The organism is Saccharothrix xinjiangensis (genome assembly GCF_039527585.1).
GTDB lineage: Bacteria > Actinomycetota > Actinomycetes > Mycobacteriales > Pseudonocardiaceae > Actinosynnema > Actinosynnema xinjiangensis.
The window spans coordinates 604,088-619,326 of the sequence record NZ_BAAAKE010000001.1; the positions used below are offsets into that span (position 1 = coordinate 604,088).

Below are 15,239 nucleotides of genomic sequence, written 5' to 3' on the forward strand. Positions count from 1 at the left end.
CGCCCCGCTGCCCGAGAAGTTCCCACGCAGGTACGAGGTGACCTACAACCCGCGTTCCGAACAAGTGGTGGTGCGCTGTGAACTCCCGCCGCGCGAGGTGGTGCCGACCACCGCTTCCTACCGCTACCTGCCGACCAAGGACGAAATCCGGGATATCCCGCGCAAACCCAGGGAGGTGGCCGAGCTCTACCGAAGCATCGTGAGCCAGGTGGCATTGCCGTGCCTACGCGATCTCTTCAACGCGGATCCCTCCCTGGGCTCGATCGGGTTCAACGGGCACGTACCTGCCGTCAACCCCGTCACCGGCGAACAGGAATATCCGTGCATCCTCAGTTTGGAAGTTGCGCGGGACGCTTTTCCCTTGGACGGCAACCTGCACCGCGTGCAGCCCGAGGCGTGTGTGCAGGGCTTGAAGGCAATCGTGTCCAACCACCCGTACGAGCTGGAGCCGATCCAGCCGATCATCGATTTCGACCTGACCAAGTACAAGTTCGTCGAAGGTCTGGACGCCGTGGCGACGCTGGACACCCGTCCGGACCTGATGGACATGTCACCCACCAACTTCGAGCACCTGGTGCGCCAGGTCTCCGAGGCGCAGGGCGCCGAGGGGTGGACCACCGAGCAGAGCAAAGACGACGGTGTCGACGCCGTGATCGTGCGACGCGACCCGTTGGTCGGTGGCTTGAGCATCGTGCAGGCCAAGCGGTACAGCAAAGTGGTCGGCGTGAGCCACATCCGCGAACTCGCGGGCGCGATGGAGGAGAAGAAGGCGGGTCGAGGTGTCCTGGTCACGACCTCCTGGTTCGCCTCCGGGTGCAAGCAGAAGGCCCATGAGCACGGCCGGATCGAACTGATCGACGGGAACCACCTGGTTTACCTGATCAAGGAGCACCTGGGCAAAGACGTCCTGATCGGCATCCCCAACCGCCCCCGGTCGGCGAGCGAAAGGTGACCGGCTTCTCCGCGGGCGCTAGACCAGCTCCCTCAACGCCCGGTAGAGCCGCTCCACGGCGGGGCGGGCGGCCGCGTAGTGCCGCACCGCCCCCTCGTCCGGCTTGACCACCTTCGTCGGCTTGATCAGGTCCGCCGCCGACGTCAGGGACGGCAGCTCGCCCAGCGCCCGCCACGCCAGCAGCGCCGCGCCGACGCCCGAGCCCTCGCTGTCCTCGGCGACCTCCAGCTCCAGCCCCAGCGCCGAGGCCAGCACGGTCGCCCACAGGTCGCTGCGGAACGCGCCGCCGGTCACCCGCACCGCGTGCACGTCCGCCACCGACCGCACCGCGTCCAGCACCAGCGCCAGCTGCTGCGCCACGCCCTCCACCAGCGCCCGGGTCACCTCGGCGCGACCGTGCTCGCGCCGCAGGCCGACCACGGCCGACGACGCGCCCGGGTCCCACCACGGCGCGCGCTCGCCCAGCAGGTACGGCAGGGCCGTCACGCCCGCCGCGCCCACCGGCACCGCGGCGGCCTCCTCCAGCAGCGTCACCACGTCCGCGCCGAACGCCTCCGAGGCCCACTGCGCGACCACGCCGCCGTTGCTCACCGCGCCGCCCAGCACCCACAGGCCGTCGGCGATGGCGTAGCAGAAGACGCGTCCCCCGGCGTCCACGCCGGGCTGGTCGCGGACCACCCGCAGCGCGCCGCTCGTGCCCAGCGACACCGCGGCCACGCCCGGCACCACCGCGCCGACGCCGAGGTTGGCCAGCGGCCCGTCGCCGCCGCCGAGCACGACCGGCGTGCCGCGCACCAGCCCCGGCACGTCGAGGGCGAGCGGGAGCCAGTCGGTGGGCGCGAGCAGCTCCGGCAGCCGGTCCGCGGTCACCCGCGCGTACTCCAGCGCGCCGGGGTGCCAGGTCAGGGAGCGGAGGTCCATCAGGCCGGTGGCCGACCCCGACGAGTGCTCGGTGGTCAGCCGCCCCGTCAGCTCGGCCGCCACGTAGTCCTTCAGCCCGCACCACCGGTCGGCGGAGAAGCCCTGCTCGGCGAACCACGCCAGCTTGACCAGCGGCGACATGGTGTGGACCGGCGTGCCGGTGGCGCGGTGCAGCTCCAGGCCCGCGGCGGTGCCGCGCAACCGCGCGGTCTGCTCGACGGCGCGGTTGTCCGCCCAGCTCAGCGACGGCGTCACCGGCCGGCCGTCGGGCCCCAGGCCGATCAGCGTGTGCATCGCGCCGGTCAGCGCCAGGGCGCGCACGTCGTGCCCCTGCGCGACGACCTCGCGCAACCCGGCCAGCGCCGCGCCCAGCACCTCGTCCGGGTCGTGGGTCGCCTCGCCCGAGGGCGTCGTGCGCATCGGGTAACCGCGCTCCGCCGACGTCACCACGCCCGCGTGCCGGTCGACCGCGATGACCTTGGTCGCCGTCGTACCCAGGTCGATCGCGAGCACCACCTCAGCCATGGTCATGAACCTACCCGGCGCGCACACCGGTGACACGCACAATGCCAACCCACGGGGAAAGAAAACCCCGGGTCGGAATATCGCACAAATACCGAACCCAATCCGACGATTGACGACCCGACCTGCCGACACCCAGGCTGACCAGGCAGTTCATCGAGAAAATTTCTTCTCGCACAGAATACGAGGCAGTCATGGACCGACGATTCCCGCGCTGGTTGGCGGCAGCTGCGCCGCCCTGATCACACCCACCGGCGCGGCCGGCGCGGAAGAGGCCGGCGCCGAAGCGGTCACGGTGGTCCTGGTGAACGTCGGGTCGAACGGCAGCTGCCTCGACCTCTCCTCTTACGCGAGCGGCACCCCGGCCACCCTGTACCCGTGCTACAGCGCGCCGAGCCAGCAGTGGGTCCTGACCGCCGCGGGCAAGATCCGCAACGTCGGCGGCGACGAGTGCCTGGACCTCCAGTCCTACGCCACCGGCACGCCCGCGGTCGTCCACACCTGCTACAGCACGCCCAGCCAGGTGTGGGACGGGGTCTGAGCGGACGCGGGGCCCGAGCGGGCGCGGGCGCCCCGGCGCGAACCGGGGCGCCCGCGCGCCGGGTCAGAGCCGGGTCGCCAGCTCCTCCGCGATCTCGTAGGTGTTCAGCGCCGCGCCCTTGCGCAGGTTGTCACCGCACACGAAGAAGTCCAGCGTGTTCGGGAAGTCCAGCGCCTGCCGCACCCGCCCCACGTACGTGGGGTCCTCGCCCACCACGTCCGCGGGCGTCGGGAACCGCTTCTCCGCCGGGTCGTCCACCAGCACGACGGTCGGCTGAGCCGCGAAGAGCTTGTGCGCCTCGTCGACGGTCACCTCGCGGGCGAACGTCGCGTGCACCGCCAGCGAGTGCGTGGTCACCACGGGCACGCGCACGCAGGTCGCCGACACCTTCAGGTCCGGGATGCCGAGGATCTTGCGGGACTCGTTGCGGACCTTCAGCTCCTCGCTGGTCCACCCCTCGTCCTTCAGGGACCCGGCCCACGGCACCACGTTCAGCGCCAGCGGCGCGGGGAACGGCGAATCGGACACCGGCAGGCCCGCCGCGTCCAGCGCCTCCCGCACGTCGCCCGCCCGGACGCCGACGTCCTTGCCCGCCAGCGCCGAGATCTCGGCGTACAGGCGGTCGACCGCCTCCTGGCCGCCGCCGGACGCCGCCTGGTACGAGGCCACGACCAGCTCGCGCAGCTCGTACTCGCGGTGCAGCGCGCCCAGCGCCGCCATCATCGACAGCGTGGTGCAGTTCGGGTTGGCGATGATGCCCTTGGGCCGGTTGACGACCTCGTCCGCGTTGACCTCGGGCACCACCAGCGGCACCTCGGGGTCCATCCGGAACGCCGCCGAGTTGTCCACCGCGATCGCGCCGCGCGCCACCGCGACCGGCGCCCACTCCGCGGACACCGAGTCCGGCACGTCGAACATCGCGACGTCCACGCCGTCGAACACCTCGGGCGCGAGCGCCTGGACGGTCAGCTCCTCGCCGCGCACGGTGATCTTCTTGCCCGCGGACCGCGGCGACGCGATCAGCCGGATCGCACCCCACGGCACGGACTCCCGGCCGTTGATGATGTCGATCATGACGGTGCCCACGGCGCCGGTGGCGCCGACCAGGGCCAGGACCGGACCCGCGCTCATCGCCCACTCCCCGCGTACACCACGGCCTCCTCGTCGCCGCCCAGCTCGAAGGCGTCGTGCAGGGCGCGCACGGCGTCGTCGAGCTGCGTGTCGCGGCAGATGACCGAGATCCGGATCTCCGAGGTGGAGATGATCTCGATGTTCACCCCGGCCGCGGCCAGGGCCTCGCAGAACTGCGCGGTCACGCCGGGGTGCGAGCGCATGCCCGCGCCGACCAGCGAGACCTTGCCCACGTGCTCGTCGTAGAGCACCTGGTCGAAGCCGATCTCCTCGCGCGCCTTCTCCAGCGCGGCCACGGCGCGGGGGCCGTCGTCCTTCGGCAGGGTGAAGGTCACGTCGGTGCGGCCGGAGACGGCCTGGGAGACGTTCTGCACGACCATGTCGATGTCGAGCTCCGCCTCGGCCACGACGCGGAAGATCCGCGCCGCCATGCCGGGCAGGTCGGGGACCGCGGTCACGGTGACCTTGGCCTCGGACCGGTCGTGCGCGACGCCGGTGATCATCGCCTGTTCCACGGGAAGGTCCTCCACTGACCCGGACACGATGGTCCCGGGCTTGTTGCTGAACGAAGATCGGACGTGCACGGGGACGTTGTAGCGGCGGGCGTACTCGACGCAGCGCAGCATGAGCACCTTGGCCCCGCTGGCCGCCATCTCGAGCATCTCCTCGTAGGTGATGGTCTCCAGCCGCTTGGCGTTCGGCACGATGCGCGGGTCGGCGGAGAACACGCCGTCCACGTCGGTGTAGATCTCGCAGACGTCGGCCTTCAGGGCGGCCGCCAGCGCCACCGCGGTGGTGTCGGTGCCGCCGCGGCCGAGCGTGGTGATCTCCTTGCTGTCCTGGCTGACGCCCTGGAAGCCCGCGACGATCGCGATGGCCCCCTCGGACAGCGCGTCCTGGATGCGGCTGGGCGTCACGTCGATGATGCGCGCCTTGCCGTGCACGGACGTGGTGATCACGCCGGCCTGCGAGCCGGTGTACGAGCGGGCCTCGGCGCCCAGCGAGCTGATCGCCATCGCCAGCAGCGACATGGAGATCCGCTCGCCCGAGGTGAGCAGCATGTCCATCTCGCGGGCGGGCGGCACCGGGGACACCTGGCGCGCGAGGTCGAGCAGCTCGTCGGTCGTGTCGCCCATCGCGGACACCGCGACGACGACGTCGTTGCCCGCCTTCCGGGTCGCGACGATGCGCTCGGCCACCCGTTTGATCCGCTCGGCGCTTCCCACCGAGGAACCGCCGTACTTCTGGACGACGAGCGCCACAGGACCTCTCCTCCCAGGTGCGAAAGCCCAGCTCCCCGGGAGAGTACCCGGCCCGAGGAGTGGACAGGGGGCGCCGTGACCCCCACTACGCTCGTCGCCGTGGCAACCCTGGAGGCCGTGCACGTGGAGCCTGAGGACGCGTCGTCGGTGCGCGGGCGGTTGGCGCGCGTGGCCGGACACCGGGTGTCGCTGCTCCTCGCGCCCGCCGTGCTGTACCTGCTGGTGCGCGAGCTGGGGCTGCTGGCGCTCCGGCTGATGGCCGACCGGTGGGACAAGGACGTCACCGGGGCGCTGACCTCGTGGGACGGGCAGTGGTTCCTGGGCATCGCGGGCGGCGGGTACGGGGACGTGCCGAGCGGGCTGGTCGACGCGTTCGGGCGGCGGTCGGCGGAGACGCCGCTGGCGTTCTTCCCCGGCTACCCGGTCCTGGTGCGGTGGCTGGACGCCCTGCCCGGCGTGGGGACGGTGGGCGCGGCGTTCGCGGTGAGCCTGGTCAGCGGCCTGGTCTGCGCCTACGGGCTGGCGAGGCTGGGCGCCTCGGTGTTCGGCGGGTCGCGGCGGGCCGGGCTGGTGCTGGTCGTGCTGTTCGCGGCGTCGCCGATGTCCGTGGTGCTGTCGATGGCGTACTCGGAGGCGACGTTCTGCGCGCTGGCGGCGTGGTCGCTGGTCGGCGTGGTGGAGCGGCGCTGGCTGCTCGCCGGGCTGTGCTGCGCGGGCGCGGGGCTGGTGCGGCCCACGGCGGGCGCGCTGGTGCTGGCGGTGTGCGCGGCGGCGGCGGCGGCGATCTGGCAGCGGCGCGACGGGTGGCGGCCGTGGGCGGGCGGGCTGCTCGCGCCGCTCGGGCTGGCGGGCTACCTGGGGTACGTCGCGGTGGTGACGGGCCGCTGGGACGGCTGGTTCGCGGTGCAGCGGGACGGGTGGGACTCGCGGTTCGACGGCGGTGCGGCGACGTGGAAGTTCGCGCTGCTCGTCCTGGGCGACCCGCGGTCGGTGCTGGAGCTGGCCACGGTGTGGTTCCTGGTGGCGGCCCTGGTGCTGGTGGCGCTGGGCCTGCGGCGCGGCCCGGAGTGGCCGCTGGTCGTGTACGGGGCCGGCGTGCTGGCGATGGACCTCGGGTCGAACGGGCTGATGAACTCCAAGGCGCGGCTGCTGCTGCCCGCGTTCACGCTGCTCGTGCCGGTGGCACTGGCGCTGGCGCGGCGGCGCACCCCGACGGTGGTGGCGGTGCTGGTGGGGGTGTCGGTGTTCAGCGCGTGGTTCGGCGCCTACGCGATCACGGCCTGGAGGTACGCGATCTGATGGAGGTCAACCCCCTGATCGCCGCCCGGTGGAGCCCCCGGGCGTTCGACGCGACGGCCGAGGTGGGGCCCCCGGTGGTCCGGGTGCTGCTGGAGGCGGCCCGGTGGGCGGCCTCGCACGGCAACACCCAGCCGGCGCGGTTCCTCGTCGGGTACCGCGGTGACGACACGTTCGAGCGGATCTTCGAGGCGCTCCGGCCCGGCAACCGGACGTGGGCGTGGCGCGCGTCGGTGCTGCTGGTGGGCGCGGTGGCCACGGTCGACGAGCGGGGGCCGCTGCCGAACACCGAGTTCGGGCTGGGCCTGGCGGTGCAGAACCTGGTGCTCCAGGCCGTCGAACTCGGGCTGGTCGCGCACCAGGTGGGCGGGTTCTCGCCGGAGGCGCTGCGGGAGGCCTTCGCGATCCCGGGGGACGCGCGGCCGGTCGTGGTGGTCGCGGTCGGGGTGCTCGGGGACGCGGACGACCTGCCGGAGGACCTGGCCGCCCGGGAGCGCCGGGAACGCGTGCGCAAACCGCTGGCCGAAACGGCGTTCACGGGTGAATGGGGTCGCCCGGCTTTCGAGTGACCCGTGCCGATCGCCGTTCCCCCGGAAAAGCCCGGGAAAACGCCGAGGGCTCCCGCCGCAGGGGGGAGGGCGGCGGGAGCCCAAGACGTGCTCGCGGTCGATCGGACCCGGGTTACCGGGCGACGACCCTCGCGAGCAGGTTGGCGACGACGAGCCAGAAGATCGCCGCCAGGCCGTAGTTGACGATGAGGTCGAGGTTCGCGTTGCCCAGCTGGAACAGGCCGGGGAAGAACAACGCGAGCGGCTCGGCCAACTGCTGGATGAACTTGAAGAGCGCGTTGGCCGGGTTCGCCCCAAAGAGGTTCATCAGGATGTAGATGACCTCGATGAGCGCGAACACGGCGCCAACACCGTGGATCACCCGGGCAGCGGTGTAGCTGCCGCTGCGCGTTGAGGTTCGCCATCTGGACATGTCAAGAGGCTGCCCAAGCCACTATCGAGTGAAACTCTTCCGGGTGAAGTTCCACCATCTGGGCGCTCGGTTCCACGTCACCCGGCGATGTGGTTAACCTAGTCGACATGGCACGCGGCCTCCTGCTTCGCCGCCGTGACGGGGTCTGACCAGACCGGCCCCCCGTCGCGGGATCGAGCGTTGCCGCCGGTCGTTCCTCCCACGACCAGCAGGAGAAGCCCCGTCATGACCAGCAACCCCGACGCGTACGCCTCCGGGACCAGCCGCATCCGCACGCCGGCCCGCCCCGTCGAGGGCGCGCCCGCGTGGAACCCGCAGCGCGGCACCTCGATGCCCGTCCACCGCTACCGGCCGTTCCACGAGCTGGTGGAGGTCGTCGACGTGCCGGACCGCACCTGGCCGACCAGGCGGGTCGAGAAGGCGCCCCTGTGGTGCGCGGTCGACCTGCGCGACGGCAACCAGGCGCTGATCGACCCCATGTCGCCCGCGCGCAAGCGCAAGATGTTCGACCTGCTGGTGCGGATGGGCTACAAGGAGATCGAGGTCGGCTTCCCGGCCGCCTCGCAGACCGACTTCGACTTCGTCCGCGAGATCGTCGAGGACGGCGCGATCCCGCCGGACGTGACCATCCAGGTGCTGACCCAGTGCCGGCCCGAGCTGATCAGCCGGACGTTCGAGTCCCTGCGCGGCGCGCCCAAGGCGATCGTGCACTTCTACAACTCGACCTCGGTGCTCCAGCGGCGCGTCGTGTTCAAGGCCGACCGCGAGGGCGTCAAGAAGATCGCCACCGACGCGGCGCGGTTCGCCCTGGAGCAGGAGGAGCTGTACCCGGAGACCGAGTTCCGGTACGAGTACTCCCCCGAGTCCTACACCGGCACCGAGCTGTCCTACGCGCTGGAGGTCTGCGACGCGGTCTCCGAGGTCATCCGGCCGACGCCCGAGAAGCCGCTGATCGTCAACCTGCCCGCGACCGTCGAGATGGCCACGCCGAACGTGTACGCCGACTCGATCGAGTGGATGTCGCGGAACCTGGCGCGGCGCGAGTCGATCATCCTGTCGCTGCACCCGCACAACGACCGGGGCACCGGCGTGGCGGCGGCCGAGCTGGGCTACCTGGCCGGCGCGGACCGCATCGAGGGCTGCCTGTTCGGCAACGGCGAGCGCACCGGCAACGTCTGCCTGGTGACGCTGGGCATGAACATGTTCAGCCAGGGCGTCGACCCGCAGGTCGACTTCTCCGACATCGACGAGATCCGCCGCACGGTCGAGTACTGCAACCAGCTGCCCGTGCCGGAGCGGCACCCGTACGGCGGCGACCTGGTCTTCACCGCGTTCTCCGGCTCGCACCAGGACGCGATCAAGAAGGGCTTCGAGGCCCTGGAGGACGCGGCCAAGGACGCCGGGCAGCACGTGGACGACTTCCCGTGGGAGGTCCCGTACCTGCCGATCGACCCCAAGGACGTCGGGCGGAGCTACGAGGCGGTCATCCGGGTCAACTCGCAGTCCGGCAAGGGCGGCGTGGCGTACCTGATGAAGACCGAGCACCACCTGGACCTGCCCCGGCGGTTGCAGGTGGAGTTCTCCAAGGTCATCCAGGAGGTCACCGACACCAACGGGGGCGAGATCAGCCCCAAGGACATGTGGGACGCGTTCTCCACCGAGTACCTGGACGCCCTGGCCCCGCTGAAGCTGCTGCGCCAGAAGGTCTCCGGCGACGGCAGCGGCCACGAGCGGATCAAGGCCTTCGTGGTGGTCGACGGCGAGACCCAGGAGATCACCGGGACGGGCAACGGCCCGATCGCCGCGTTCGTGGACGCCCTGGCCACGATCGGGTTCGACGTGCGGGTGCTCGACTACTCGGAGCACGCGCTGTCGTCGGGCGACGACGCGCGGGCGGCCGCGTACCTGGAGTGCGCCGTGGGCGACCGCGTGCTGTGGGGCGTCGGGATCGACAGCTCCACGGTGTCCGCGTCGCTGCGCGCGGTGGTCTCGGCCCTGAACCGGGCCAACCGGTAGCAGCGGGCGTCCCCGGCCGCCGTTCGCGCGGCGGCCGGGGAACCCGGTGATCAGCCCCGGGCGGCGTGGTCGAGCCGGGACCGGACGGCCGCGCGGGCGCGGTCGTAGGCGCGCGGGTCGTCGTGCAGGACGGACCGGGCGTTGGCCAGCTCCAGGAACGCGACCAGCTCGAACGCCAGCTGGTCCGGGTCGGGCACGCCGGGCACGGCCGCGGCGGTGTCCCTGACCAGCTCGTGCCACCGGGCGCCCAGTTCGGCGACCTGGTCGCGCACCCGGCCGGGCCGCGCGTCGAACTCGGCCTGCACCGCGTAGAAGAAGCAGCCGCCGGGGAAGGTGCGCCCCTCCGAGTACGCCAGCCAGCCGTCCAGCAGCAGCTCCAGGCGCCCCGGACCGGGCGGCACGGCCAGCGCCGGTTCCACGACCTGCCGGACGAAGATCGCCGCCGCCGCGCGCACGGTGGACAGCTGGAGCTCCTCCTTCGAGCCGAAGTGCGCGAACACGCCGCTCTTGCTGACCTCCAGCTCGGTCGCCAGCCGCCCGATCGACAGGCCCTCCAGGCCCTCGACCGACGCGATCTCCGCGGCGCGCCGCAGGATCTGCCGCCGCGTCTGCTCGCCGCGCTCCACCCGTCCGTCGACCTTCACGACCCCACGCTAACCCCTCGCGCGCCGGCGTCCCTTGACCGCGATCAAACTAACTGTACGATCGTTCGTACAAGTTGAAGGGGGAACCGATGGACCTGCTGGAGCTGAACCGCTCGGCGCTCGACCTGAACCTGGAGCTGTGGGCGGAGGTGGGCGAGGACCGCCTCGACCTGGACACGCCGTGCGGCGGCTGGACCGTCTACGAGCTGATGCGCCACCAGGTGGAGACGACGCTGTCCTTCACCGCCGCCGCGCTGGAGACCGGGCCGATCGAGCCCGCGAGCGACGACATGCTCACCGCCTACCGGATGGCCGCCGACGCGGCGACGGAGGCGTTCCGCGCGGACGGCTTCCTCGACCGCACCGCCACGTTCCCGGGCTACGGCCCGCGCCGGGGCAAGGACCTGGTGGCCGCGCACTTCGTCGACAACCTGGTGCACGCCTGGGACCTGCGCCGCGCCCTCGGCGTCGACGCCACCCTGGACCCGGACCTGGCCGACGCCGCCCACCGCATGGCCCTGCGCTACCCCGACACCCCGGACGTCCGGGGCCCCGGCGCCGCGTTCGCCCACCCGGTCCCCGTCCCCGAGGACGCCCCCGTCACCGACCGCCTGGTGGCCCTGCTGGGCCGCTCCCCCACCTGGCCCGCCTGAAACCGCGCGAGTCGTACGTCCGGACTCATCGTGTCGTACGTCCAAGACCCCCGAGTTGCATGTTCACGACCGATGCGGGGGGCGCGAACGCTGAACTCGGGGGTCCTGGACGTACGACACGCGAGGTCTGGACGTACGACTCGCGCGGTTTTTGGGGGGAGGGGGCGCCCGGCTGGGGGGTGGGCGCCCCCTTCGGGTCAGGGGTTGAGGATCTCGGTCACCGAGGACGGGCCGATCAGGGGGATGTCGGGGGAGATGCCCTCCTCCTCCACGAGGACCGGTTCGACCTCGTGGGGGCGGAGCTCGCCGGACCGGATCCCCTCCGCCCAGTGGCACGCCACCTTGTGCCCCGGCAGCACCTCGCGCAGCGCGGGCCGCTCGGTGTCGCACCTGGTGGCCTGCCGCCACGGGCACCGGGTGTGGAACCGGCAGCCGGACGGCGGGTTGGCGGGCGACGGCAGGTCGCCGGTCAGCAGGATCCGCTCCCGGCGGTCCTCCACCAGCGGGTCCGGCACGGGGATCGCCGACAGCAGGGCCTTGGTGTACGGGTGCAGCGGCTCGGCGTACAGGGCGTCCGAGGTCGCCTCCTCCACCATCCCGCCCAGGTACATCACGCCGACCCGGTCGGAGATGTGCCGCACCACGGCGAGGTCGTGCGCGATCACCAGGTAGGTGAGGCCGAACTCGTCCTGGAGCTCCTCCAGCAGGTTGACCACCTGCGCCTGCACCGACACGTCCAGCGCGGACACCGGCTCGTCGGCGATGATCAGGTCCGGCTCCACGGCCAGCGCCCGCGCGATGCCGATGCGCTGCCGCTGGCCGCCGGAGAACTCGTGCGGGTACTTGCGCAGCGACGTGACGGGCAGGCCGACCGCCGACAGCAGCGAGCGCAGCCGCTTCCCGGTCGCCTCCCGCCCCTTGTCCAAGCCGTGCGCCCGCAGGCCCTCGACCAGGATCGACTCCACGGACTGCCGCGGGTCCAGGGACGACATGGGGTCCTGGAACACCATCTGCATCCGCCGCCGCATCTGCCGCAGCGACTCGCCCTTGAGGCCGACGAGGTCCGTGCCGTCGAACACCACGCGGCCCGCGGTGGGCTCGACCAGGCGCAACATGCCGCGCCCGAGGGTCGACTTGCCGCAGCCCGACTCGCCGACGAGCCCGTAGGTCTCGCCGCGCCGGATGTTCAGGTCCACCCCGTCGACGGCGTAGACGTGGCCGACCGTGCGGTCCACCACGAAGCCCCGCTTGATCGGGAAGTGGACCTTCAGGCCCTCGACCGACACCAGCGACTCGCCCGCGGCGTGGTCCCCGGTGGCGGTCGGTTCGACAGCCGCGGTCATGCGGGCACCTCCTGGGCGGCGGGCGTTCCCGGCAGCACCGGGTTGTGGCAGCGCAGCGCGCGCAGGTCGGCCCGCTCCAGCGCCGGGGTGACCTCGCGGCACACCGGCAGCGCGTTCGGGCAGCGCGGTGCGAAGGCGCACGCGTGGTCCCACGGGATGTTGTCCGAGACCGAGCCCTTGATGGGGGTCAGCTTCTCGCCGCGCGGGGCGTCGAGGCGGGGGATGGACGCGAGCAGGCCGTGGGTGTACGGGTGCCGCGGCTCGGCGAACAGCGGGTGCCGCTCGGCCTCCTCCACGACGCGGCCGCCGTACAGCACGTTGACCTCGTCGCACAGGCCCGCGACCACGCCCAGGTCGTGCGTGATCATGATCAGCGCCGTGCCGGTGTCCCGGACCAGCTCCTTGAGCAGGGCCAGGATCTGCGCCTGGATCGTCACGTCCAGCGCGGTGGTCGGCTCGTCGGCGATGAGCAGCCGGGGCCGGCACGCCAGCGCGATGGCGATCAGCGCGCGCTGCCGCATCCCGCCGGACAGCTGGTGCGGGTACTCGGTCAGCCGCCGCTGCGGGTCGGGGATGCCGACCTTGTCCAGCAGCTCCGCCGCCTCCACCATCGCCTGCTTGCGCGGCATGTTCCGGTGCCGCTCCAGGACCTCGGTCACCTGCAACCCGATCGGGATCACCGGGTTCAGCGACGACAGCGGGTCCTGGAACACCATGCCCAGGTCGCGGCCGCGGCGGTCCCGCATCTCCCGGTTGCTCAGCTTGAGCAGGTCCGTGCCCTCGAACTTCACCGAGCCGGTGACCTTGTTGCCGCGCGAGGGCAGCAGGCCCATGATCGCCAGCGACGTCACGGACTTGCCGCAGCCGGACTCGCCGACCAGGCCCACGGTCTGCCCGGGGTCCACGTCGAAGGAGACGCCGTCGACGGCGCTGAACGGTTCGGACCCACGGCGCTGGAACACCACGCGCAGGTCACGCACTTCGAGCATCGCCACCGCGGTTCACCTCCTGTTCTTCGGGTCGAGGGCTTCGCGCAGCGACTCGCCCAGCAGCGTGAACCCGAGCGCCACGATGATGATCGCGATGGCCGGGTAGAACGCCAGCTCGGGTCGAACGTCGATCCAGCGCTGCGAGTTGCCCAGCATCAGGCCCCACTCCGCGCGGTCCGGGTCGGGGTCGCCGAGCCCGAGGAACGACAGCGACGCGGCCTCGATGATGGCGGTCGCCAGGGTCAGCGTGGCCTGCACGATGACCGGGCCGAGCGAGTTCGGCAGCATGTGCCGGAACACGATCGTCCTGCGCTTCACGCCCAGCGCGGTCGCCGCCAGCACGTGGTCGCTGTGCCGCTGCGCCAGCATCGCGCCGCGCAGCAGGCGGGCGAAGATCGGCACCGTGGTCACGGCCACCGCGATGATCACCGTGGTCTGGCTGCCCCGGCTGGCCAGCGCCGCGATCGAGATCGCCAGCAGCAGGCTCGGGATGGACAGCATGATGTCGGTGAACCGCATCAGCCAGCTGTCCACCCAGCCGCCGAACGCGCCCGCCGCGCCGCCGATCAGCATGCCGAGCACGAGGCCGATGAGCGTCGCGCCCACGCCGACGAACAGCGACTGCTGCGCGCCGACCAGCAGCCGGCTGAAGAAGTCGCGGCCCAGCTCGTCGCTGCCGAGCAGGAAGCCGGGCATCGGACCGGGGATGAAGTCGGCGCGCAGGCCGTCGACCAGCTCCGGGTACCGGCGGTAGGGGTCCTTGGGCGCGATGAAGGGCGCGACCACCGACAGCGCCGCGAACAGCAGCACGATCACCGCGCCGATGATCGCGACGGGGCTGCGGGCCATGCGCCTGAGCGCGTCGGCCGCCAGGCTGGTGCCCGCGGACTCGGCCAGTTCGTCGACTCGCCGCTTCTTGCGGTTCAGCAGTGTCATCATGACGTCCGCACCCTCGGGTCGATGATCGCGTAGGAGACGTCGACCAGCAGGTTCACCAGGACGTACACCACCGCCGCCAGCAGCAGCAGCGCCTGGAGGCGCGGGTAGTCGCGGCGTTCGATGCCCTGGGCGAGCAGCGACCCGAGGCCGCCCCACACGAACACCCGCTCGGTGAGGACGGCGCCGCCGAGCAGCAGCCCGGTCTGGAGGCCGATGGTCGTGGACACGGGCAGCATCGCGTTGCGCAGCACGTGCCTGCGCCGCACGATCGGCGCCTGGAGGCCCTTGGCGTTGGCGGTGCGGACGAAGTCCTCGTTGAGCACGTCGAGCACCGACGCCCGGGTGATCCGCACGATGACCGCGAGCGGGATCGTGCCCAGCGCGATCGCCGGCAGCACCAGGTGCCACAGCGCGTCGGCCGAGGCGTCCCACTCCTGGGTGAGGAGGCCGTCGAGCACGGCGAAGTTCGTCACGCGCGTCGCCTCGATCGTGACGTCCTGCCTGCCCGAGGGCGGGAACAGCGCGAGGTCCTGGGCGAAGACCTGCTTGAGCAGGATGCCGAGGAAGAACACCGGGACGGCGACGCCGACGAGCGTGCCGATCACGGTGGCGTTGTCGAGGAAGCGGCCGCGGTAGCTGGCCGCCATGTAGCCGAGCGGGATGCCCAGCACGATGGCGAACAGCAGCGCCGCGAGGGACAGTTCGATGGTCGCGGGCAGCGCCCGGCCGATCTCGGCCAGCACCGGCTCACCGCTGATCAGCGAGCTGCCGAAGTCCCCCGTGAGCACGCGCCCGAGGAACTTGAAGTACTGGATGAACAGGGGCTGGTCGAGCCCGAGCACCTTGTTGAGCGCGTCGATCTTCTCCGGCGTCGCCTTGTCGCCGAGCAGCGCGCCGGCGGGACCGCCGGGCAACGAGCGCAGCCAGATGAACACCAGCAGCGAGAGGACCAGCAGCGTGGGGATCGCCTGGAACAGGCGACGGACTATGAATCGCAGCATGATGGAAACCCCTTGGACAGCAGTGGTGGCGCCCGGGTCGCGGGCGCC

General features: G+C 71.8%; 15 protein-coding genes. 6 read left to right on the plus strand and 9 right to left on the minus strand.

All coding sequences use genetic code 11. The features are described from left to right. Positions 1 to 37: 37 nt before the first annotated feature. On the plus strand, positions 38 to 952 hold the full coding sequence (locus tag ABD223_RS02860; protein ID WP_344034229.1) for a restriction endonuclease: 915 nt from the start codon (positions 38 to 40) through the stop codon (positions 950 to 952). Between the two features lie 18 nt (positions 953 to 970). Here the strand turns inward: ABD223_RS02860 and ABD223_RS02865 are convergent, their stop codons facing one another. After that, entirely contained in the window at positions 971 to 2,398 is a 1,428-nt protein-coding gene (locus ABD223_RS02865; RefSeq protein WP_344034230.1) for a gluconokinase, read from the minus strand. Positions 2,399 to 2,699: 301 nt separating this feature from the next. On the opposite strand from ABD223_RS02865, the gene ABD223_RS02870 reads away from it, so the two are divergent. After that, complete coding sequence (locus ABD223_RS02870) at positions 2,700 to 2,936, plus strand: ricin-type beta-trefoil lectin domain protein (RefSeq protein ID WP_344034231.1); 237 nt, start codon at positions 2,700 to 2,702, stop codon at positions 2,934 to 2,936. A gap of 63 nt (positions 2,937 to 2,999) precedes the next feature. Here ABD223_RS02870 and ABD223_RS02875 read toward each other — a convergent pair whose 3' ends face one another. Together ABD223_RS02875 and ABD223_RS02880 are read right to left on the minus strand one after the other, a co-directional pair. Beyond that, positions 3,000 to 4,067: an aspartate-semialdehyde dehydrogenase gene (locus ABD223_RS02875; RefSeq protein ID WP_344034232.1), complete on the minus strand. Its 1,068-nt coding sequence runs from the start codon at positions 4,065 to 4,067 to the stop codon at positions 3,000 to 3,002. Further along, positions 4,064 to 5,329, minus strand: coding sequence for an aspartate kinase (locus ABD223_RS02880; RefSeq protein ID WP_344034233.1), 1,266 nt, complete (start codon positions 5,327 to 5,329; stop codon positions 4,064 to 4,066). Before ABD223_RS02880 ends, ABD223_RS02875 begins: the two co-directional genes overlap by 4 nt. A 99-nt stretch (positions 5,330 to 5,428) precedes the next feature. Between ABD223_RS02880 and ABD223_RS02885 the strand changes: the two genes are divergently transcribed. Then, positions 5,429 to 6,628: a hypothetical protein gene (locus ABD223_RS02885; RefSeq protein ID WP_344034234.1), complete on the plus strand. Its 1,200-nt coding sequence runs from the start codon at positions 5,429 to 5,431 to the stop codon at positions 6,626 to 6,628. Then, positions 6,628 to 7,194: a nitroreductase family protein gene (locus ABD223_RS02890; RefSeq protein WP_344034235.1), complete on the plus strand. Its 567-nt coding sequence runs from the start codon at positions 6,628 to 6,630 to the stop codon at positions 7,192 to 7,194. The genes ABD223_RS02885 and ABD223_RS02890 overlap by 1 nt, the downstream gene beginning before the upstream one ends. A 112-nt stretch (positions 7,195 to 7,306) precedes the next feature. On the opposite strand, the gene ABD223_RS02895 is transcribed toward ABD223_RS02890, so the two are convergent. Continuing rightward, positions 7,307 to 7,606 carry a hypothetical protein gene (locus tag ABD223_RS02895; protein ID WP_344034236.1) on the minus strand — a complete coding sequence of 100 codons (300 nt, stop codon included), beginning with the start codon at positions 7,604 to 7,606 and terminating at the stop codon, positions 7,307 to 7,309. A gap of 225 nt (positions 7,607 to 7,831) precedes the next feature. Here ABD223_RS02895 and leuA point away from each other — a divergent pair, with 225 nt between their 5' ends. Beyond that, on the plus strand, positions 7,832 to 9,622 hold the full coding sequence (leuA, locus tag ABD223_RS02900) for a 2-isopropylmalate synthase (RefSeq protein ID WP_344034237.1): 1,791 nt from the start codon (positions 7,832 to 7,834) through the stop codon (positions 9,620 to 9,622). Between the two features lie 50 nt (positions 9,623 to 9,672). Here the strand turns inward: leuA and ABD223_RS02905 are convergent, their stop codons facing one another. After that, positions 9,673 to 10,266, minus strand: a complete 594-nt coding sequence (locus ABD223_RS02905) for a TetR/AcrR family transcriptional regulator (protein WP_344034238.1) — start codon at positions 10,264 to 10,266, stop codon at positions 9,673 to 9,675. A gap of 89 nt (positions 10,267 to 10,355) precedes the next feature. On the opposite strand from ABD223_RS02905, the gene ABD223_RS02910 reads away from it, so the two are divergent. Beyond that, positions 10,356 to 10,919, plus strand: coding sequence for a TIGR03086 family metal-binding protein (locus ABD223_RS02910; RefSeq protein ID WP_344034239.1), 564 nt, complete (start codon positions 10,356 to 10,358; stop codon positions 10,917 to 10,919). Between the two features lie 197 nt (positions 10,920 to 11,116). On the opposite strand, the gene ABD223_RS02915 is transcribed toward ABD223_RS02910, so the two are convergent. Genes ABD223_RS02915 through ABD223_RS02930 form a run of 4 tightly spaced genes read right to left on the minus strand, consistent with a single transcriptional unit; the run spans position 11,117 to position 15,191 of the window. Further along, on the minus strand, positions 11,117 to 12,262 hold the full coding sequence (locus ABD223_RS02915) for an ABC transporter ATP-binding protein (RefSeq protein WP_344034240.1): 1,146 nt from the start codon (positions 12,260 to 12,262) through the stop codon (positions 11,117 to 11,119). Next, the gene (locus ABD223_RS02920; RefSeq protein ID WP_344034241.1) at positions 12,259 to 13,257 is read right to left on the minus strand and encodes an ABC transporter ATP-binding protein; all 999 of its coding nucleotides are present in this window, start codon (positions 13,255 to 13,257) and stop codon (positions 12,259 to 12,261) included. Before ABD223_RS02920 ends, ABD223_RS02915 begins: the two co-directional genes overlap by 4 nt. A gap of 6 nt (positions 13,258 to 13,263) precedes the next feature. Then, positions 13,264 to 14,190 (minus strand): ABC transporter permease, encoded by a 927-nt coding sequence (locus tag ABD223_RS02925; RefSeq protein ID WP_344034242.1) that lies wholly within the window; start codon positions 14,188 to 14,190, stop codon positions 13,264 to 13,266. Continuing rightward, complete coding sequence (locus ABD223_RS02930; RefSeq protein WP_344034243.1) at positions 14,187 to 15,191, minus strand: ABC transporter permease; 1,005 nt, start codon at positions 15,189 to 15,191, stop codon at positions 14,187 to 14,189. The genes ABD223_RS02925 and ABD223_RS02930 overlap by 4 nt, the downstream gene beginning before the upstream one ends. Positions 15,192 to 15,239 lie beyond the last annotated feature (48 nt).

Coding starts and splice junctions, on each gene's coding strand:
- ABD223_RS02865 (WP_344034230.1), bottom strand. CDS start 2,398: ATGGCTGAGGTGGTGCTCGCGATCGACCTGGGTACGACGGCGACCAAG.
- ABD223_RS02875 (WP_344034232.1), bottom strand. CDS start 4,067: ATGAGCGCGGGTCCGGTCCTGGCCCTGGTCGGCGCCACCGGCGCCGTG.
- ABD223_RS02890 (WP_344034235.1), top strand. CDS start 6,628: ATGGAGGTCAACCCCCTGATCGCCGCCCGGTGGAGCCCCCGGGCGTTC.
- ABD223_RS02895 (WP_344034236.1), bottom strand. CDS start 7,606: ATGTCCAGATGGCGAACCTCAACGCGCAGCGGCAGCTACACCGCTGCC.
- leuA (WP_344034237.1), top strand. CDS start 7,832: ATGACCAGCAACCCCGACGCGTACGCCTCCGGGACCAGCCGCATCCGC.
- ABD223_RS02910 (WP_344034239.1), top strand. CDS start 10,356: ATGGACCTGCTGGAGCTGAACCGCTCGGCGCTCGACCTGAACCTGGAG.
- ABD223_RS02915 (WP_344034240.1), bottom strand. CDS start 12,262: ATGACCGCGGCTGTCGAACCGACCGCCACCGGGGACCACGCCGCGGGC.
- ABD223_RS02925 (WP_344034242.1), bottom strand. CDS start 14,190: ATGATGACACTGCTGAACCGCAAGAAGCGGCGAGTCGACGAACTGGCC.
- ABD223_RS02930 (WP_344034243.1), bottom strand. CDS start 15,191: ATGCTGCGATTCATAGTCCGTCGCCTGTTCCAGGCGATCCCCACGCTG.